This is a genomic window from Streptomyces sp. WI03-4A (assembly GCF_033792105.1).
Taxonomy (GTDB): domain Bacteria; phylum Actinomycetota; class Actinomycetes; order Streptomycetales; family Streptomycetaceae; genus Streptomyces; species Streptomyces collinus_A.
The window spans coordinates 48,547-66,650 of record NZ_JARAUO010000044.1; the positions used below are offsets into that span (position 1 = coordinate 48,547).

An 18,104-nucleotide genomic window follows, 5' to 3' on the forward strand; every position below is an offset into this window, starting at 1 on the left:
GCTACGGCACCCGCGCCGTCCACCGCGGGTCGGCGAACTTGGTCCGCGCCAGCTCCGTCGCCCGCGCCAGCTCGGCGTCCGTGACCCCGCCCCGCGCCAGGCCGTACCGCCCGCGGAACGACTCGATCATCCGGTCGATGACGGCCTCGCGGGCCAGCCCCGTCTGCCGCCGCAGCGGGTCCACCCGCTTGCGCGCGCTCCCCGTCCCCTTGTCGGACAGCTTCTCCCGCCCGATCCGCAGCACCTCCACCATCTTGTCGGCGTCGATGTCGTACGACATGGTCACGTGGTGCAGCACGGCCCCCGGGCCGCCGCCCGGCCCCACGAGCCGCTTCTGCGCGGCGCCGGCGATCTTGCCCTGGTCGGTGGCGATGTCGTTCAGCGGCTGGTACCAGGCGCGGATACCCATCTCGGCGAGGGCGCCCAGCACCCAGTCGTCCAGATAGGCGTAGCTGTCCTGGAAGGACAGGCCCTGGACCAGCGACTCCGGCACCGACAGCGAGTACGTGATCGTGTTGCCCGGCTCCACGAACATCGCGCCGCCGCCGGAGATCCGCCGCACCACCTCGATCCCGTGCCGGGCCGCGCCCCGCGGGTCCACCTCGTTGCGCAGCGACTGGAAGCTGCCGATGATCACCGCCGGGGCGCCCCACTCCCACACCCGCAGCGTCGGCGGCCGCCGTCCCGCCGCGACCTCGGCGGTCAGCACCTCGTCCAGCGCCATGTGCAGCGCCGGGGCCTGCGGGCCCTCGTGGATCAGCTGCCAGTCGTAGTCCGTCCAGTCCGTCGCCCGCGCCAGCGCCCGGCGCACCGCGATCCCGACCCCCTCCGAGGTCAGCCCGTACATCACGGTCCCCGCGGGCAGCGCCGCGTCGATCCGCGCCGCGAGCCCCGCCGCGTCCGTGTCCGCCGGAGCGCCCTCCAGCGCCCGGTCCACCGCGTCGAGCGCCTCGTCCGGCTCCAGGAAGAAGTCGCCCGCCACCCGCACGTGGCGCAGCACCCCGTCCTCGACCTCCACGTCCACCACGACGAGCTTGCCGCCGGGAACCTTGTACTCACCGTGCACAGCCTGGCCTCCGTTCCTGCCGCAGAAGATCAACGCGCGGGCGGTCCGGGGTGTTCCCCGGCGGCTGCCTGGTCCGTACCATCGCGGACAGAGCCGTGGACGATCAGCCGCCCCGGGCCGGAGGAGCGGCCGGGCCGGCCACGGCACCGGGCCCGCCGGCGTCGCCGTGCCCGCGACGAGCCGTCCCGGCACCCGCGGCCGGGCCGCACCCGAGCAGAGGAGCACACCCGTGTTCACCACCCGCCCCACCCTCCAGGGCACCTTCGGCATGGTGTCCTCCACCCACTGGCTGGCCTCGCAGTCGGCGATGGCGGTGCTGGAGGACGGCGGCAACGCCTTCGACGCGGCCGTGGCCGGGGCGTTCGTGCTGCACGTGGTGGAGCCGCACCTGAACGGTCCCGCCGGGGAGGTGCCGATCCTGCTCGCCCCGCGCGACGGTGAGGTGCGGGTGCTGTGCGGGCAGGGCGTGGCGCCGGCGGGCGCGACCGTCGCGCACTACCGGGGGCTCGGGCTCGATCTCGTGCCCGGCACCGGACCGCTCGCGGCCGCCGTGCCCGGTGCCTTCGACGCCTGGCTGCTGCTCCTGCGCGACCACGGCACCAAGTCCCTCGACGACGTCCTGAAGTACGCCGTCGGGTACGCCGAGCACGGGCACCCGCCCGTGGAGAAGGTCGGCGCGACCGTGGAGGCGGTACGCCCGTTGTTCGAGACGGAGTGGACCTCGTCGGCCGAGGTCTACCTGCCCGGCGGACGTTCGCCCCGGCCGGGGGAGCTGCTGCGCAACCCCGCCCTCGCGGCCACCTGGAAGCGGCTGCTGGCCGAGACCGCCGGGGCCGGCGACCGGGAGGCGCGCATCGACGCCGCCCGCGAGGTGTGGCGCTCCGGATTCATCGCCGAGGCCCTGGTCCGCCAGGCCGGGCGTCCCACCATGGACACCAGCGGCGCACGGCACACCGGCACGCTCACCGCGGCCGACCTCGCCGGCTGGTCGGCGTCCTACGAGCGCCCGGTGACGTACGACTGGAACGGCTGGACCGTGTGCAAGGCCGGCCCCTGGAGCCAGGGCCCGGCCTTCCTCCAGCAACTCGCCCTGCTCCCGCCCGAACTGCCCGCGTACGGCTCCGCCGACTACGTCCACCTGCTGGTCGAGGGCTGCAAGCTCGCCATGGCGGACCGCGAGGCCTGGTACGGCGACGCCGCCGAGGTGCCGCTCACCGGGCTGCTGGCGGACGACTACAACGCCGCACGCCGCGACCTGATCGGTGACAAGGCCTCGTACGAGCTGCGCCCGGGCGGCCCCGGCGGACGTGCCCCGCGCCTGCCCGCCCACGTCCACGCGCGCGTGGACGTGCGTTCCGACGACGGCTTCGACCCGATGGGGGCGGGCGAGTCGACCGTCGCCGAGCCGCGGGTGGCCGCCGACGGCGGCACCCGCGGCGACACCTGCCACCTGGACGTCGTCGACCGCTGGGGCAACATGGTCGCGGCCACCCCCAGCGGCGGCTGGCTGCAGTCCAACCCGGTCGTGCCCGAACTGGGCTTCCCGCTCGGCACCCGGCTGCAGATGACCTGGCTGGAGGAGGGCCTGGCGAACTCCCTCACCCCCGGACGCCGCCCCCGCACCACCCTCACCCCCTCCCTGGCCCTGCGCGACGGCGTCCCCGTGCTGGCCTTCGGCACGCCCGGCGGCGACCAGCAGGACCAGTGGCAGGTGCACTTCTTCCTCGCCGCCGTCCTGCGCGCCCCGGTCCGCGGCGGCCTCGACCTGCAAGGTGCGATCGACGCCCCGAACTGGCACAACGACAGCTTCCCCAGCTCCTTCCACCCGCGCGGCCGCCGCCCCGGCAGCCTGACCGTGGAGTCCCGCACGGACCCGGCCGTGGTCGAGGAGCTGCGGCGGCGCGGCCACGACGTCACCGTCGGCCCCGGCTGGTCGGAGGGCCGGCTGTGCGCGGTCGCCCGGGACCCGCGGACCGGCGTCCTGTCGGCCGCGGCCAACCCGCGCGGCATGCAGGGATACGCGGTGGGCCGCTGACAGCGACCGGCAGCGACCGGCAGCCGCCGACGATGGCCGCGGCACCTGTTCTTCATCCCGATTCCGCCCGGCGGCCACCGGCCGGGCGGGGGGAGTGTCAGTGGCCCGTGCTCTCATGGAGGGCATGATCGAAGAGACGGAAACCATCGAAGAGTTTCTCCTGCACCGCTCGGCCGACGTGGAGGAGGCCGTCCGCAAGGCGGCCGCGGCCGAGATCCTGCCCCGCTTCCGCCACCTCGCCGAGGACGAGGTGGACCACAAGAGCGGGCCGCACGACCTCGTCACCGACGCCGACCGCCTCGCCGAGCGCCGGCTCACCGAGGCCCTCGGCGCCCTGCTGCCCGGCTCCCTGGTGGTCGGCGAGGAGGCGGTGCACGCCGATCCGGTGACGTACGAGGCGCTCCAGGGCGACACACCGGTCTGGATCGTCGACCCGGTCGACGGCACCCGGCAGTTCGTGAACGGCGACGCCGGCTTCTGCACCCTCGTCGCCTTCGCCCACCGGGGCACCGTCCTCGCCTCGTGGACCTACGCGCCCGTGCGCGACGAGTTCGCCACCGCCGTCCGCGGCCGGGGCGCGTTCCTCGACGGCGAGCGGCTGTTCGCGGGCCCGCCCGCACCCGGCCGCGACCTCACCGTCGCCACCTCCCACCCCGACTACACCACCCCGGACCAGAAGCGGGCACTGCGCGCCCTGTGGACCGACGGCGTCGCCCCGCGTCCGTGCGGCTCGGCGGGCCTGGAGTATCTCGCCGTGGCGCGCGGCGAGTTGGACGCGGTCGCCTTCTCCTGGGAAGCCGCCTGGGACCACGCGGCGGGCCTGCTGCTGGTCGAGGAGGCGGGCGGCGCCCACCTCACCCTCACCGGCGAGCCGTTCCGCGTGACCGGTGCCAACGCCCTGCCGTTCACCGCCGCCCGGGACGCCGCCACCGCCCGCCGGGTCGCTGAACTGCTGCACACGTCCGGCTGAGGCCCCCGGTCCCGGGGAACGCCGGCCCCGCGGCATATCCTGATGCCGAGTGGCCATCGGCTGACGAAGGGGTCCGAAGGTGCCGTCGATGCTCGATGTGGTCGTGGTGGGTGCGGGGCCGAACGGGCTGACCGCGGCCGTGGAGCTGGCCCGCCGCGGCTTCTCCGTCGCCGTGTTCGAGGCCCGGCCCACCGTGGGCGGCGGGGCCCGCACCGCGGAGCTGACCCTGCCGGGCTTCCGGCACGACCCGTGCTCGGCCGCCCACCCCCTCGGCGTCAACTCGCCCGCGTTCCGCGCCCTGCCGCTGGAGCGCTACGGCCTTCGGTGGCTGCACGCCGACCTGCCCATGGCGCACCCGTTCCCGGACGGCAGCGCGGCCGTACTGGCCCGTTCCGTCGCGGAGTCGGCCGCCTCCTTCGGCCCGCGCGACGCCGGCGCCTACCGCAGGCTGGTCGAGCCGTTCCTGGCCAAGTGGGACACGCTGGTCCGGGACTTCATGTCCCTGCCGCTGACCGCGCTGCCCCGCGACCCGGTCACCCTGGCCCGGTTCGGCCTCGCCGGACTGCCGCCCTCCACCTGGCTGATGCGGCGCTTCCACGACGAGAAGGCCAAGGCCCTCTTCTCCGGCCTCGTAGCCCACGTCATCGCGCCCCTGACCGGCATCGCCACGGGGGCCGTCGGCCTGGTCTTCGCGCTGGCCGCGCACGCCCGCGGCTGGCCCGTCGCCCGTGGCGGCTCGCAGGCGATCTCCGACGCCCTCGCCGCGTACCTGGTGGACCTCGGCGCCGCCGTGCACACGGACTACGAGGTCAAGCGCCTGGACGACCTGCCGCCCGCGCGCGCGTACGTCTTCGACACCTCACCCGCCGCTCTCGCCCGCATCGCCGGCTTCGGCGGCTACTACGAGCGCTTCCGCTACGGCCCCGGCGTCTTCAAGATCGACTACGCGCTGGACGGCCCGGTCCCCTGGACCGCCCCCGAGGCCCGGCGCGCCGGCACCGTGCAGATCGGGGCGAGCCAGGCCGAGATCGGCACCGCCCTGCACGACGTGGCCCGCGCCGGCCGCGCCCCCGAGCGGCCGTTCCTGATCACCGTGCAGCCCAGCGTGGCCGACCCGACCCGCGCCCCCGAGGGCAAGCACGTCTTCTGGGCCTACGGGCACGTGCCCAACGGCTGGGACGGCGACCTCACGGACGCCATGGAACGCCAACTGGAGCGCTACGCCCCCGGTTTCCGCGACCGTGTCCTCGCCCGCGCCACCGCGGGCCCGGCCGAGCTGGCCGCCCACAACGCCAACTACGTCGGCGGCGACATCGCCTGCGGCGCGGCCGCCGGACTCCAGCTCCTGCTGCGCCCCCGGCCGACCCTGTTCCCGTACCACACCCCCCATCCGGCCGTGTTCATCTGCTCCGCGGCCACCCCGCCGGGGCCCGGTGTGCACGGCATGGCGGGACACAACGCGGCCAAGGCCGTGTGGCGGAGGCTGAGACAGTCATGACCACCATCACCCTCGTCCAGGGCGACATCACCCGGCAGAGCGCCGACGCGATCGTCAACGCGGCCAACTCCTCGCTGCTCGGCGGCGGGGGCGTGGACGGTGCGATCCACCGCCGCGGCGGCCCCGCGATCCTCGCCGAGTGCCGCGCGCTGCGCGCCTCCCACTACGGCAAGGGCCTGGCCACGGGCCGGGCGGTCGCCACCACGGCGGGCGATCTGGACGCCCGCTGGGTGATCCACACCGTCGGCCCCGTCTGGTCGGCCACCGAGGACCGCTCCGGCCTGCTCGCCTCCTGCTACCGGGAGTCCCTCCGGATCGCCGACGAACTCGGCGCCCGCACGGTCGCGTTCCCGGCCGTCTCCACCGGCGTGTACCGGTGGCCGATGGACGACGCGGCCCGCATCGCCGTGGAGACGGTGCGGGCCGCGGACACCGCCGTCGAGGAGGTCACGTTCGTCCTCTTCGACCGGCAGGCGTACGACACGTTCGCCGGACAGCTCGGCCGATGACGCACGGGCTCGCCGCCCGGCGGGTCAGCCCAGCAGCCTGCGCTTCTGGTCGGCGAACTCCTCCTCGGTCAGCACCCCCTGCGCCTTCAGGTCGGCGAGCTGCTTGAGCTGGTCGATCTTCTCGGTCATCTCGTCGGCGGCCGGGGGCGGCGGCACGGCGGGAGCGGGCGCCTGCTGCTGTGCGTACGCCTGCTGTTGCTGCGGCTGTGCGGCCTGCTGCTGGTCGTACTGCTGCTGCTGTGCGGCGTCCTGCTGAGCCCAGCGGCCCGCCTGCCGGCGGGAGACGCGGTTGGACACGGCGGTGGCGGTTCCGGCGACGACGGCGGTACGCGCGACGCCCCTGAGCAGTCCGGGCATGATCAGTCCTCTCCCACGGGGTTCAGGCGGCCGCGGAGCCGCCGGGCGGCACCGTCTCCTCCGTGGCGTCCAGCGCCGCCACCAGGGCCTGCACGGGGATGCGCCCGCTCGCCACGAGCTGGGCGCCGCTGCGCCGCAGCGCGCGGGCCAGGGGAGCGGCCCACAGGTTCTCGTACACCAGCACCGCGGCCGAGTTGCCGGGCTCCAGCGCGTTGCCGGCCTCGTCGATGTCCGACTGGTCCAGAACCCCGGCCGAGGCCCCTTCGAACACGGTCAGGTCGATCTCGTCGCCGAGGTCCCGCAACTCCAGTGCGACGACCGAGCCGTCCGTCTCCTTGCGGACGAAGGCGAGGTCGATGATCCGGACGATGCCGCGCTCGGCGAGATCGACCAGCAGCGGGAACGCCTCGCCCGTCATGCGGTTGCCGGGGAACTCGATGACGAGGTAGTCGACGGGTCCCATTTCTTCGACGTCCATGAGCACTCCTCGGGAGCCGGACAGTGTCACCGGAAGCGTGTCCCGCACGGCCGGTCTCACCGTCGGCGCCCCACGCCCGGTCGGCCTCCAGAGCCATTCCAGCACGGGGCGCAGGGCCTCGCACGTCCGTCCCGGGCGGGGGTCAACCGGTCAGCTGGTAGATGCTCTTGCCCACCAGCCAGAAGCCCAGCAGCAGGCAGAGGGCCACCACCGCCTGTTCCGAGTGCCGCTCCATCCACGCGCGCAGGGCCAGCAGCCGCGCCTTCGCCGCCGTCGGGGAGAACACCACGTACAGCTCGACGGCCAGCAGGCTCGCGGTGGCGACCACACAGAAGGCGAACAGGGCGAACCAGCCGGCGAGGTGGGACGTGTCCGCCTCCACCACCGTCGTCGCGCCCGCCGCGACCAGGCCCCAGGGCTGCAGGAGCACCGCGAGTCCCGCCGCGGCCCAGCCCGTGGTGCGGTCCATCTCCCTGGTCAGGCTCGCGGACGACGCCCCGTCGTCCGCCCTGTCGCCCGTCCCGACGGCCGCGGCCGTCGGGGACGGCGCGCCCGGGGTGGCCTCCGTCCCCGGCTCCGGTACGGCCCCGCCGCGGGCCCGCACGGCGGCGAGCCGGCGGCGCCGGTGCTCGCCGTAGACGACGAGCGCCACCCCGACGGCCAGCTTCACCCCGAGCGCGGCCGCGGACGGCGACGACCTCGGGGGCGGCGGCTGTCCACCGGTCAGGAGCAGCACGATGCCGATGACCAGGACCAGACAGGCCAGCCAGCTCAGCAGGAAGACCAGCCCCTTGCGCGCCCCGCCGGTCGACGCCACCACCAGTACGAAGGCCATGAGGGGCAGCGGGTCGAGCGTGATCGCCAGGGCGATGAGCAGCAGGTCGAGCACCATGGGGAACCCCAACCGGTCGGGACACCACGAGCGTAAGCAGCACGCGTGCGGACGACATTTCGTGGCGGCCACGGGGGGACGCGCGCGGCGCAGGCGCACACCCCGGCGTCGCCCGTCCGGGTCCGTCCGGCGCGCGGGGCGGGCGGGGTGCTGAGGAAATGGGAGTTGTTCCGCCACCGACCGCGCCGGAGGGCCCCGTGACCCAGCCGCCCGTCCCCGAGTCCCCGGGCCCGGAAGAACGTGCCGCCACGGCACCCGGTACCAGGGGCGGGACCGGCGCGGGCGGGGACCGGCCGCACGGGGGCGGGGCCGCCGGACGGGTCGCGCGGAGCACCGCCTCCGCCGTGCTGATCGTGCTGACCTGCATCCTCGTCCCCGTCGCGCTGCTCGCCACCTGGGTGCACGACATCGCGCTCGACACCGACCGCTACGTGGCGACGGTCGAGCCGCTGGCCACCGACCCGGCCGTCCAGGACGCGGCGGTCCACCGGATCACCGAGGCCGTGGGCGCCCACGTGAACGGCCCGCAGGTCGCCGGGGACATCGCCTCCTGGCTGCAGTCCCAGGGCCTGCCGCCGCGTGCCGCCGACGCGCTCAGCCGGCTCGGGCCGCAGATCGACTCCGCCGTGGACCAGGCCGTCACCAAGATCGCCACCAGGGTGGTGGACAGCGGCGCCTTCGCCACCGTGTGGACCGATGCCAACCGCGCCGCCCACAACGCCGTCGTGCACGCCCTGACCGGCAAGGGCCGCGGTGCCGTCGGGGTCAGCGACGGCACGGTCACCCTGGACGTGGGCACGGCCGTCGACCGGGTCAAACAGCAACTGGTCGACGCGGGCCTGAAACCCGCCGCCAAGATCCCCCAGGTGAACAAGCAACTGGTGCTGTTCCAGTCCGACGAACTCGCCAAGTTCCGCAAGGGGGCGCGCCTCCTCGACATCGTCGGGAACTGGTTCCCGGTGATCGTCGTCCTCCTCGGCGTCGCCGGGGTGTTCCTGGCCCACGGACGGCGCCGGGCCCTGGCGCGCACCGCGCTCGGCGCCGCCTTCGCCTGTCTGGTGGTGGCCGTCGCCCTGGTCGTGGGCCGCCACTACTACCTCGACCACCTGCCGCCCCAGGTGCAGTCCAAGGCGGCGGCCTCGGCCGTCTTCGACACGCTGCTGCGCTTCCTGCGGGTCAGCCTGCGCACGGGCATCGTCCTCGGCGTGGTCATCGCGCTGGGCGCCTACTTCGTCGGGCCGGGCCGGCTGCCGGTGGCCGTCCGCGGCACCTCCGACCGGACCGCCGACTCCGCCGCCCGCTGGGCCGCCGCCCACCACGTGACCACCGGCCGCGTCGGCGCCTGGGCGCTGGCCTACCGCCGGGCCGCCGCCCTGGGCGTCCTGCTGATCATCGCCCTGGTCTTCGCGCTCTGGAACCACCCGACGGTCCTCACCGTCCTGCTGCTGGTCCTCGTCCTGCTCGCCGTCCTGGCCGTGCTCGCCCTGCTGGCGGCCGGCGGCCGCGCCCAGCTCGACGCGGCCCGCCGGACCGCACCGGGCACGCCCCGGGACGGGGCCTGACGCCGGCCGGCGGGACGGGCCCGAAGCCGGCCCCCGGCGAGCGGTGACCCGCGACCCCGCGACCCGGCGGGACGGAAGGGACGCAAGGGGCGAACGGCCGGCCCGATCGTCCCTGTGCGAACCGAGCCGTTATCGGCGATGCTGATCGAGTAGTGCGCCGTCCATGGCCCGAGGGACAGGGGTGGTGACCTGTGGGTGCACAGCACGACGGAACGCGGGAACCGGCCGCGGCCTACGTCGATCCGCTGGGGGAGCCGTACCTGCAGACGCGGTTCGCCCTGCCGGTACGGCCGGCGACCTTCCTGCGCCGCCCGCGGCTCGCCGCACATCTGGACCGCGCCCTGGAGACGCCGCTGACGATGGTCAACGGCTCGGCCGGGGCGGGCAAGACCCTGCTGGTCGCGGACTGGGCCGCCCGGCTCGGGCAGCCGGTCGCCTGGTTCACCAACGAGGCCGGTGACCAGGGCGGCGGGATGTTCTGGGCCTATGTGCTGCAGGCCCTGCGCGCCGCCGGCGTACCGCTGTCCGCCGAGGTCGGCTGCCCCGCCGACGCCCACCGCGTCGACCACCGGCTGCTGGCCCGCCTCGCCGACGAGCTGAGCGGCCTGGAACGGCCCGCCGTGCTCGTCCTCGACGAGTTCGACCGGGTGACCACCCCGGGCACGGCTGAACAGGTGGAGTTCGTCCTCCAGCACGCCGGCGCGGGACTGCGGCTGATCCTCGTCACCCGCACCGAGCCGCTGCTGCCGCTGCACCGCTACCGGACCGCCGGGACCATGACCGAGATCCGGGACGCCGAACTGGCCTTCACCGCCGAGGAGGCGGCCGAGTTCCTCGACCTGCACGGACTGCGGCTCACCGCCGAGGCCACCCGCGCCCTGGTGGAGCGCACCCGGGGCTGGGCCGCCGGCCTGCGCCTGTGCGCGATGGCCGCCCAGGAGGACCCCGATCCCGAGGGCTATCTGAAGGACTTCGAGGCGGGCCGCAGCACGGTCGCCGACTTCCTGCTCGCCGAGGTGCTCAAGCGGCAGCCGCCCCACACCCAGGACCTGCTGCTGAGGGTCAGCGTCGTCGAGCGCTTCTGCCCCGACCTGGTGACCGCGCTGACCGGCCGTGACGGGGTCGAGTCCGTGCTGGCCGAACTGCACGGCCAGAACGCGTTCGTGGAGGACCTCGGGCACTCCTGGTACCGGCTGCACCCGCTGTTCGGCGAGATCCTCCGGGCCCATCTGCGGGTCCGCTCGCCCGGGCTCGAACCGGAACTCCACCGGCGGGCCGCCCGCTGGCTGCGGGCCTCCGGCTGCCTGCCCGAGGCCCTCGGGCACGGCGCTGCCGCCGGCGACTGGGACTTCACCGCCCGCGCCCTCGTCGACGACCTCGCCATCGGCCAGCTTTTCACCGGCCTGCGCGCGGACGACCTCGCCGAGCTGTTCTCCCACATGGGACCCGAGGTCACCGGCACGGCGGCGGACCTGGTGCGCGCGGCCCGCGACCTGTCCGACCGCGACGTCGACCGCGGCCTCGCCCATCTGCGCCGGGCCGAGGAACACATGACCGCGCAGGCGCCCGACGCGGCAGGACGGCTCAGCTGCGTCCTGCTGGAGTCCCTGGTGGCCCGGCTCACCGGTGCGCCGGGGCGGGCCGAGGCGGCCCTGGCGACGGCCGAGGAACTGCGCGGCGAGGTCCCCGCCCAGCTCCTCGACAAGCACCCCGAGCTCATCGCCCTGCTCCTCACCCACCTGGGCTCGACCCGGCTGTGGGCCGGCCGCCTCGACGAGGCGAGCACCGCCCTGTCCGAGGCGGCCGGGTGCCCCGGCGGCGCCTCCACGGCGCTGCCCCGCGAGGACTCCCTCGGGCACCTGGCCCTGATCGACTACCTGAACGGCTGGCTCGGCCGGGCCGAGCGCAAGGCGCGGGCGGCGCTCAGCGAGACGGAGCAGTTCGGGCTGCCCCATCCCCCCGGATCCGGGCTCGGGCAGCTGGTGCTCGCGGCCGTGGCCGTGGACCGGGACGACCTCGGGCAGGCCCAGACCCTGCTGGACGAGGCGCCCGGCCCCGGCACCGGGCCGCCCGACCCGGTGACCGCCGCCGGCCGGTCCCTCGCCACGGCCCGGCTGCTGCTGGCCCGCGGCGAGCCCGGGGCCGCGGCGGCCGCGGCCGACCTGGCCGTACCGGCCCTCGTGGCCTCCCCCTGGGCCGAGGCCCACACCGCGCTGGCCGCCTCCGCCGCCCATCTGGCCGAGGGCCGGCCGGACAGCGCCGCGAAGGTGCTCGACGACGTGTCCTGCGAGGGGGAGCCCGCGTTCGTGGCGGAGATCGCCTGGGCCCGGCTCGCCGCCGGGGACCGCGACGCCGCGATCGAGCTGCTCGACGGGCTGCGCCCGCCAGGGCGCACCGGCCCGGGGGTGACGGTCCGGGCCGCGCTGGTGCGCGCGCGGGCCGCCCACGAGGCGGGCGACGTGGCCACCGCCCGCAAGCTGCTCGCCCGGGCCCTGCTGGAGGCGCGGCGCGAGCACCTGCGCCGCCCCTTCCTCGACGCCGGGCCGCGCATCCGCCACCTGCTGGACGCGCCGCCCCTCCAGGCGCTGGCCGCGGGCTGGCTCACCCCCGGCGGAACGGCGCCGCACGCCGGACCGGGTACGGCCGCGGAGCCCGCGACGCTGGTCGTCGAGGAGCTGAGCGGACGCGAGCGCGAGGTGCTGCGGCGGCTGGCGCAGATGATGTCCACCGAGGAGATCGCCGCCGACCTGTACGTCTCGGTCAACACGGTGAAGACGCACCTCAAGAGCGTCTACCGGAAACTCGGCGTGAACCGGCGCGCCGACGCGGTCCGCCGGGCCCGCGAGCGCGGGATCCTGTGACCCCGGGCTCGCCGCCCCCGACCGGGGGGTCCGCGACCGGTTCACCTGTGCCGGGTGAGGTCCGCCGCCCCGGCGCGGCGCAGTCTCGTAGACGAGACCGCAGCCGGCCCGCGGCGGGAGAACGGGACATGCGCTACGAGATCCGCGTCGATGGACTCATGTCGGAGACCCTCACCAGGGCCTTCCCGGAGCTGGAGCACGTCATGATGTCCGGCCAGACGGTCCTGTTCGGGCCCGTCGTCGACGAGGCGCACCTGTACGGCCTGCTGATCCGCTGCCAGTCGCTGGGCCTGCGGGTGGTGGAGATGCGGCAACTGCCGGAGTGAGCCCCGCCCCGCCGTCACAGCTCGGCGGCCCGCACCCGGCCCGTCCGTACCGCCTCGCGCAGCGCCGCGAAGTCGCGGTCGTTCTGGTCGGCGTACGCCTGCGCGAACCGGGTCAGCGCCCGGTCGAAGCGGTCGCCGCGTCCCAGGTAGGCGGCGATGGCCACCGGGTCCCCCGAGCGCGCGTGGGCCCGTGCCAGCGAGGCACCGCAGACCTGGGCGAAGAGATGCAGCAGGTCCGGGTCCATGGTGTCCGGGCGGGCGATGCCCTTCCAGTCGCGCAGCTGGCGCACGTAGAAGTCCCGGCCTCGCCCGTCCAGGCCCACCACGCGGGTCCAGCCGAGGAAGATGTCGCTGGTCGTCTGGATGAGCCGCTGCCCGGTCACCACCCGGCGGCCCTGGTTGTCGTACCGCTCGCCGCCCGCGTGTGCCGCGAGGACCGACTCCTGCGCCTCCTTGGCCTGGAGCAGCAGCGGATCGTCGTCGTCCCGCCCGAGCAGGAGCAGGATCCAGCACCGGGTGCCGACGCTGCCGACGCCCACCACCTTGCGTGCCGCGTCCACCGGACGGTAGTGGCGCAGCAGGTGCCGCCGGTCCGCGGGCAGCGAGCGGGCGTACCCCTCCAGCACCGTCCGCAGCTCCTTGTCCTCGGCGTCCGCGCCGTACCCGGGGTGCTTCCCGCTCCCCGCGGCCGGGAGGCCGTCGCGCAGCTCGCGCAGCGGCACGATCAGCGGCGGGTCCGCCGCGATCCGCCGGCCCTCGGGCGTGAGCCGGGTCAGCTTGGCGTACGCCTCCAGATGGGTGCGGGAGCGGGCGCGCGCCGCCGCCTCGGCCGTGCGGCGGCGGGCCGCCCGGTCCATCGAGGAGGCCAGCAGCTCCCGCATCCGGTCGGCGTCGTCCTGGGCGTACCAGACGTCGAGCACCCGGGCGCCGGCGAACTCCCGCATCCGCTCCCGGTACGCCCGCACGCACGCGCGCACCGCCCCGTCCTGCTTCGCGGCCGGGAACCCGTTGGCGCGCGCCGCGATGACGAAGCTGGCCGCGTGCCGCTTGACGTCCCACTCGAACGGCCCGGGGAACGTCTCGTCGAAGTCGTTGATGTCGAAGACCAGACGGCGCTCCGGGGAGGCCAGCAGCCGGAAGTTCAACAGGTGGGCGTCTCCGCACAGTTGGACCCGTAGCCCGGTGTCGGGCAGGGCGCCGAGGTCCGCCGCCATGACCGCGGCCGCCCCCCGGTAGAAGCGGAAGGGGGATTCGAGCATGCGGGCGTAGCGGACGGGCACCAACTCCGGCAGCCGGGTGGCCGACTGACGCTCCAGCACCTCGACCACGTCGGTGCGCTGGGGCGTGGGCGCGAACTCCGCGTGACCCGAACGCGGCACCCGGGCACGGGCGTTCCTGCCGTGGGCCACCCGGTCGGCCACCGGTGAGGCGACGGTGAGGGCACTCGGTGCGGTCATCATGCACGCTCCTGTCCGGCGGCCCGCCGGGCGCCGGGGGTCCCGGCCCGCACGGGGGCGGGCGGGCCGCGGTCCGCCCCCGCAGCAACCCCACCGCCACGGGCGGCCGGAGGGATCACCCGTGGGGGGTGACCCGCCGCACCCGGGGAGCGCGCGACGCTGTGCGGGTGAGGGGTCCGCGCACGCCGCCCCCGCCGGCGGTCCGAAAGCGGCCCGTTCGATCACGCGAGGAGGAGCCATGACCGAGTCGCGTGGTCCGGCACCGCGTACCGGACCGTCGCACCAGTCCCCGGGGACGGGCACCGCCCCCGGGGACGCCGTGGCGGCCGTCGCCCGCTCGTGGACCTGGATCCTGGGTTCGGCCGTCGTCACGCTCGTACCCGGGGTGCTGATCCTCGTCTGGCCCGACGAGACGCTGCACATCCTGGCCGTCATAGTCGGCCTGTACCTGCTGCTCGCCGGCGCGTTCCGGTTCGTCACGGCCTTCGGCCGGGAGGGACACGGCGAACGGCTCGCGGCCGTCTCCATCGGAGTGCTGTTCGTCCTGGCCGGGGTGCTCTGCCTGCGCCACCCGATGCAGACCGTCGCGGCGCTGTCGCTGATCGTCGGCCTCACCTGGCTGGTGTCCGGCATCCTCACCCTCTACGCGGCGATCACCACCGAGGACCTGCCGCACCGCGCCGTCGTCCTGGTCACGGCGCTGCTCGGCATCGTCGCCGGGATCGTGGTGCTGGCCCTGCCCACCGAGTCGGCGCGGGCCCTGACCCGGCTGCTCGGCCTGTGGCTCGTGCTGCTGGGCCTGGTCGAGCTGGTGCTCGCCTTCGCCTGGCGGGCCGCGCTGCGCCGCGCCGCCGTCCCGCCGGACCCGGCGCCCGGACCGGCCCCGGCCGACACCTCAGGGCCGCCGTTCTGATCCGGCGCCGCCACGATCACCCGCCTCGGGTGAGGACGCTCCCGACCCGCCGTGCGCACGCTGGGACCGGCAGAGACCGGCCTGCCGTAACGCGCCGCGGCCCGTGGCGCACGGCCGGGCCGGAGCCCCGCAACGGAGGAGTGAAATGAGCGCACCGACCTACCTCGCGTACGACTATCCACTGCTGAGCGCCTTCTGGACGATGCTGTGGTTCTTCCTCTGGGTCCTGTGGTTCATCCTGCTGTTCCGCGTCATTCTCGACGTCTTCCGCGACGACGACATGAGCGGATGGGCCAAGGCCGGCTGGCTGGTCTTCGTCGTCCTGGTGCCGTTCCTCGGCGTCCTCGTCTACGTCATCGCCCGCGGCCGCGGCATGGGGAAGCGGGAGATCGCGCAGGCGCGCGCGCAGCAGCAGGCCTTCGACTCCTACGTCCGGGAGGCCGCGAAGGGCTCGGCCCCGACCAGCAGTGTCGACGAACTCGCCAGGCTCTCCGAGATCAGGGCCCGCGGCGACATCACCGACGAGGAGTTCCGCAGGGCGAAGGAGCTGGTCCTCAGCGGCGCCGGACAGGCGCGGCAGCCGGGCACGGCCCCCACCCCGCCCGCCTCACCCACGTCCTCGTCCACGCACTGAGCACCATCACACCACCCACGCCAACGAATCGAGGAAGCCGTATGAGCGCGACGAACCGCACCCGCGCGCGGACCGAGTCCGCCGGCCAGCAGTGGGCCTTCGGCCTGACCGCCTTCGCAGGCGTCATGCTCCTGCTCACCGGGCTGCTGTCGATCTTCCGGGGCATCATGGCGATCGCCCAGGACGACGTCTTCGTCACCACCCCGAACTACGTGTTCAAGTTCGACCTGACCAGCTGGGGCTGGATCCACCTGGCCCTCGGCGTGATCGCGGTGATCGTCAGCTTCGGCCTGTTCCAGCCCGCGCTGTGGGCCCGGATCGCCGGCGTGGGCATCGCCGGGCTGGTGATCATCGCCAACTTCCTCTCCCTGCCGTACTACCCCGTGTGGTCCGTCGTGATGGTCGCCGTCTCCGGCTTCATCATCTGGGCCCTGTGCGTGGTCCGGCGGGACGACGACACGGCCATGGCCCCGTAACGGAGGACGAGGGAGATCACATGGACCGGTATCCGCCCATCGCGGAGCACGGAATGGTGGGCGACCTCCAGACGGCGGCCCTGGTGTCGTCCGCCGGGACCGTCGACTGGTGGTGCACGCCCCGCTTCGACTCGCCGAGTGTCTTCGCCTCGCTCCTGGACAGCGAAGGCGGCGGCTACTGCCAACTGGCGGCGGAGCATCCGCCCGGGGACGGCATGTCGGTCCGGCAGCTCTACCTGTCCGACACGGCCCTGCTGATCACCCGGTTCATGGGGCCCGGCGGGGTCGGCGAGGTCGCCGACTTCATGGAGCCCCTCGACTCCCCGACGCCCTCCGACCGGCACCGCCTGGTCAGGGTCGTCCGGGTGGTACGCGGCAGCCTGCCCTTCACCTTCGTCTGCCGCCCGCGCTTCGACTACGGACGCGCCCGGCACACCCTCGCGCTCACCGACCACCACACGGCGGTCCAGCACGGCCCGGGTCTCGACCTGCACGTCCAGTCGACGACCGGGATCCCGCTGCGGGCCGACGGCGACGACGTCACCGCGCGCTTCATCCTGCACGCGGGCGAGGCGGCCGCCGTCGTCCTGACCAGCACGGCCCAGGGCGCGGCGGCTCCGGCCGCCCCGTCCCTGCAGGCCCTCGCTGAGGACGTCGAGGAGTGCCGCGAGTTCTGGCAGAACTGGCTGCGCTCCTGCACCTACCGCGGGCGCTGGCAGGAAGTGGTGAACCGCTCGGCGATCACCTTGAAGCTGCTCACCTACGCGCCGAGCGGCGCTCCCGTCGCGGCGGCCACCATGGGTCTGCCCGAACAGGTCGGCGGCGAGCGCAACTGGGACTACCGCTACACCTGGATCCGGGACGCCTCGCTGTCCGTCAGCGCCCTGATCGACCTGGGCTTCGAGGCGGAGGCGTTCGCCTTCCGCCGCTGGCTGCGCGACCGCGTGGAGGCCGGCGGCACCGCCTCGGGCGACCCGTTGCAGATCATGTACCGGGTGGACGGCGACCCCCACCTGACCGAAGAGATCCTCGACCACTGGGAGGGCTACCGGGGATCACGGCCGGTACGGGCCGGCAACGCGGCGGCCGACCAGCTCCAGCTCGACATCTACGGCGAGGCCTCCGACGCCCTGCTGGTCGGCGGGGACATCGGCGCGGTGCGCGGCTGGAAGGCGCTGCGCGACGTCCTGGACTGGCTGGCCGACCACTGGGACCGGCCTGACGAGGGCATCTGGGAGACCCGCGGGGGCCGGCAGAACTTCACCTACAGCCGGCTGATGACGTGGGTGGCGTTCGACCGGGGCATCCGGGCGGCCACCCGGTTCTCCCGCCCGGCCGACCTGGAGCGCTGGCGGGAGATCCGGGACATGGTCTTCCGGCAGATCGTCGAGCGGGGCTGGCACGAGAAGCGGCAGGCCTTCGTGCAGCACTTCGACACCGACGTGCTGGACGCCTCGCTGCTGCTCATGCCGCGCGTCGGCTTCCTCTCCCCGCGCGACCCGGACTGGATCAAAACACTCGACGCCATGGACCACGACCTGGTCAGCGACAGCCTGGTCTACCGGTACGACCCCGCCGCCTCGCCCGACGGGCTGCGCGGCTCCGAGGGCACGTTCAACCTGTGCAGTTTCGTCTACGTCGAGGCGCTGGCCCGGTCCGGACGGCTGCCCCAGGCACGGCACGCCTTCGACAAGATGCTCACCTACGCCAACCACGTCGGCCTGTTCGCCGAGGAGATCGGTCCCTCGGGCGAGCAGCTCGGCAACTTCCCGCAGGCGTTCACCCACCTCTCCCTGATCTCCGCCGCCATGGCGCTGGACGAGGAGCTGGCCCGGGCGACGCCGCGCACCGGGACCGGCGGCACCCGCCACCCGGGGATCCACGGCTTCCGGGTACCGGCGGAGGCGGCCGACGCCGTCACCGCCGGGTCCGGCGGTGACGGGGCGGAGCACGGGAGCGGGAACGGCGGTGCGGAGGGCGGTGCGACCCCGGACGGGAACGGGGGCCGGGGCGGCTGACCGGTGATCCGCCCCGGCGGGCACCGCCCGGCCGCGACACTCCGCCCCCCGG

At 74.7% G+C, this 18,104-nt stretch carries 16 protein-coding genes; 11 read left to right on the forward strand and 5 right to left on the reverse strand.

Annotated elements, in window-relative coordinates; all coding sequences use genetic code 11:
• Position 1: 1 nt before the first annotated feature.
• Positions 2-1,066, reverse strand: coding sequence for a biotin/lipoate A/B protein ligase family protein (locus tag PV343_RS32970; protein ID WP_319150715.1), 1,065 nt, complete (start codon positions 1,064-1,066; stop codon positions 2-4).
• Positions 1,067-1,295: 229 nt separating this feature from the next.
• Here PV343_RS32970 and PV343_RS32975 point away from each other — a divergent pair, with 229 nt between their 5' ends.
• The 4 genes from PV343_RS32975 to PV343_RS32990 all read left to right on the forward strand — a co-directional run bounded on the left by PV343_RS32975 (position 1,296) and on the right by PV343_RS32990 (position 6,078).
• Positions 1,296-3,101, forward strand: coding sequence for a gamma-glutamyltransferase family protein (locus tag PV343_RS32975; protein WP_319150716.1), 1,806 nt, complete (start codon positions 1,296-1,298; stop codon positions 3,099-3,101).
• Positions 3,102-3,225: 124 nt separating this feature from the next.
• Positions 3,226-4,071: an inositol monophosphatase family protein gene (locus PV343_RS32980; RefSeq protein ID WP_319150717.1), complete on the forward strand. Its 846-nt coding sequence runs from the start codon at positions 3,226-3,228 to the stop codon at positions 4,069-4,071.
• 88 nt (positions 4,072-4,159) lie between these two features.
• Entirely contained in the window at positions 4,160-5,569 is a 1,410-nt protein-coding gene (locus PV343_RS32985) for a phytoene desaturase family protein (RefSeq protein ID WP_319150718.1), read from the forward strand.
• Positions 5,566-6,078 carry an O-acetyl-ADP-ribose deacetylase gene (locus PV343_RS32990; RefSeq protein WP_319150719.1) on the forward strand — a complete coding sequence of 171 codons (513 nt, stop codon included), beginning with the start codon at positions 5,566-5,568 and terminating at the stop codon, positions 6,076-6,078. The genes PV343_RS32985 and PV343_RS32990 overlap by 4 nt, the downstream gene beginning before the upstream one ends.
• A 24-nt stretch (positions 6,079-6,102) precedes the next feature.
• On the opposite strand, the gene PV343_RS32995 is transcribed toward PV343_RS32990, so the two are convergent.
• From PV343_RS32995 to PV343_RS33005, 3 genes are all read right to left on the reverse strand, one after another.
• Entirely contained in the window at positions 6,103-6,435 is a 333-nt protein-coding gene (locus PV343_RS32995; protein WP_319150720.1) for an SHOCT domain-containing protein, read from the reverse strand.
• Between the two features lie 22 nt (positions 6,436-6,457).
• Positions 6,458-6,913, reverse strand: a complete 456-nt coding sequence (locus tag PV343_RS33000; RefSeq protein WP_319150721.1) for a DUF6325 family protein — start codon at positions 6,911-6,913, stop codon at positions 6,458-6,460.
• Positions 6,914-7,055: 142 nt separating this feature from the next.
• Positions 7,056-7,805, reverse strand: a complete 750-nt coding sequence (locus PV343_RS33005; RefSeq protein ID WP_319150722.1) for a GAP family protein — start codon at positions 7,803-7,805, stop codon at positions 7,056-7,058.
• A 197-nt stretch (positions 7,806-8,002) separates the two neighbouring features.
• On the opposite strand from PV343_RS33005, the gene PV343_RS33010 reads away from it, so the two are divergent.
• The 3 genes from PV343_RS33010 (at position 8,003) to PV343_RS33020 (ending at position 12,554) form a co-directional block, all read left to right on the forward strand.
• Positions 8,003-9,367: a hypothetical protein gene (locus PV343_RS33010; RefSeq protein WP_319150723.1), complete on the forward strand. Its 1,365-nt coding sequence runs from the start codon at positions 8,003-8,005 to the stop codon at positions 9,365-9,367.
• 191 nt (positions 9,368-9,558) lie between these two features.
• Positions 9,559-12,228 (forward strand): LuxR C-terminal-related transcriptional regulator, encoded by a 2,670-nt coding sequence (locus PV343_RS33015; protein ID WP_319150724.1) that lies wholly within the window; start codon positions 9,559-9,561, stop codon positions 12,226-12,228.
• 128 nt (positions 12,229-12,356) lie between these two features.
• Entirely contained in the window at positions 12,357-12,554 is a 198-nt protein-coding gene (locus tag PV343_RS33020; RefSeq protein ID WP_020943130.1) for a hypothetical protein, read from the forward strand.
• A 14-nt stretch (positions 12,555-12,568) separates the two neighbouring features.
• Here the strand turns inward: PV343_RS33020 and PV343_RS33025 are convergent, their stop codons facing one another.
• A complete protein-coding gene (locus PV343_RS33025; protein ID WP_319150725.1) occupies positions 12,569-14,011 on the reverse strand; it encodes a DUF2252 domain-containing protein in 1,443 nt (480 codons plus the stop codon).
• 238 nt (positions 14,012-14,249) lie between these two features.
• Here PV343_RS33025 and PV343_RS33030 point away from each other — a divergent pair, with 238 nt between their 5' ends.
• The 4 genes from PV343_RS33030 to PV343_RS33045 all read left to right on the forward strand — a co-directional run bounded on the left by PV343_RS33030 (position 14,250) and on the right by PV343_RS33045 (position 18,052).
• The gene (locus PV343_RS33030; RefSeq protein WP_319150726.1) at positions 14,250-14,924 is read left to right on the forward strand and encodes an HdeD family acid-resistance protein; all 675 of its coding nucleotides are present in this window, start codon (positions 14,250-14,252) and stop codon (positions 14,922-14,924) included.
• A 145-nt stretch (positions 14,925-15,069) separates the two neighbouring features.
• Positions 15,070-15,558, forward strand: coding sequence for an SHOCT domain-containing protein (locus PV343_RS33035; RefSeq protein ID WP_319150727.1), 489 nt, complete (start codon positions 15,070-15,072; stop codon positions 15,556-15,558).
• Positions 15,559-15,599: 41 nt separating this feature from the next.
• A complete protein-coding gene (locus PV343_RS33040) occupies positions 15,600-16,034 on the forward strand; it encodes a hypothetical protein (protein ID WP_319150728.1) in 435 nt (144 codons plus the stop codon).
• Between the two features lie 20 nt (positions 16,035-16,054).
• Entirely contained in the window at positions 16,055-18,052 is a 1,998-nt protein-coding gene (locus tag PV343_RS33045; protein WP_319150729.1) for a glycoside hydrolase family 15 protein, read from the forward strand.
• Positions 18,053-18,104: the final 52 nt, after the last annotated feature.

Coding starts and splice junctions, on each gene's coding strand:
- PV343_RS32980 (WP_319150717.1), top strand. CDS start 3,226: ATGATCGAAGAGACGGAAACCATCGAAGAGTTTCTCCTGCACCGCTCG.
- PV343_RS32985 (WP_319150718.1), top strand. CDS start 4,160: ATGCTCGATGTGGTCGTGGTGGGTGCGGGGCCGAACGGGCTGACCGCG.
- PV343_RS32990 (WP_319150719.1), top strand. CDS start 5,566: ATGACCACCATCACCCTCGTCCAGGGCGACATCACCCGGCAGAGCGCC.
- PV343_RS32995 (WP_319150720.1), bottom strand. CDS start 6,435: ATGCCCGGACTGCTCAGGGGCGTCGCGCGTACCGCCGTCGTCGCCGGA.
- PV343_RS33000 (WP_319150721.1), bottom strand. CDS start 6,913: ATGGACGTCGAAGAAATGGGACCCGTCGACTACCTCGTCATCGAGTTC.
- PV343_RS33005 (WP_319150722.1), bottom strand. CDS start 7,805: ATGGTGCTCGACCTGCTGCTCATCGCCCTGGCGATCACGCTCGACCCG.
- PV343_RS33020 (WP_020943130.1), top strand. CDS start 12,357: ATGCGCTACGAGATCCGCGTCGATGGACTCATGTCGGAGACCCTCACC.
- PV343_RS33025 (WP_319150725.1), bottom strand. CDS start 14,011: ATGACCGCACCGAGTGCCCTCACCGTCGCCTCACCGGTGGCCGACCGG.
- PV343_RS33030 (WP_319150726.1), top strand. CDS start 14,250: ATGACCGAGTCGCGTGGTCCGGCACCGCGTACCGGACCGTCGCACCAG.
- PV343_RS33035 (WP_319150727.1), top strand. CDS start 15,070: ATGAGCGCACCGACCTACCTCGCGTACGACTATCCACTGCTGAGCGCC.
- PV343_RS33040 (WP_319150728.1), top strand. CDS start 15,600: ATGAGCGCGACGAACCGCACCCGCGCGCGGACCGAGTCCGCCGGCCAG.
- PV343_RS33045 (WP_319150729.1), top strand. CDS start 16,055: ATGGACCGGTATCCGCCCATCGCGGAGCACGGAATGGTGGGCGACCTC.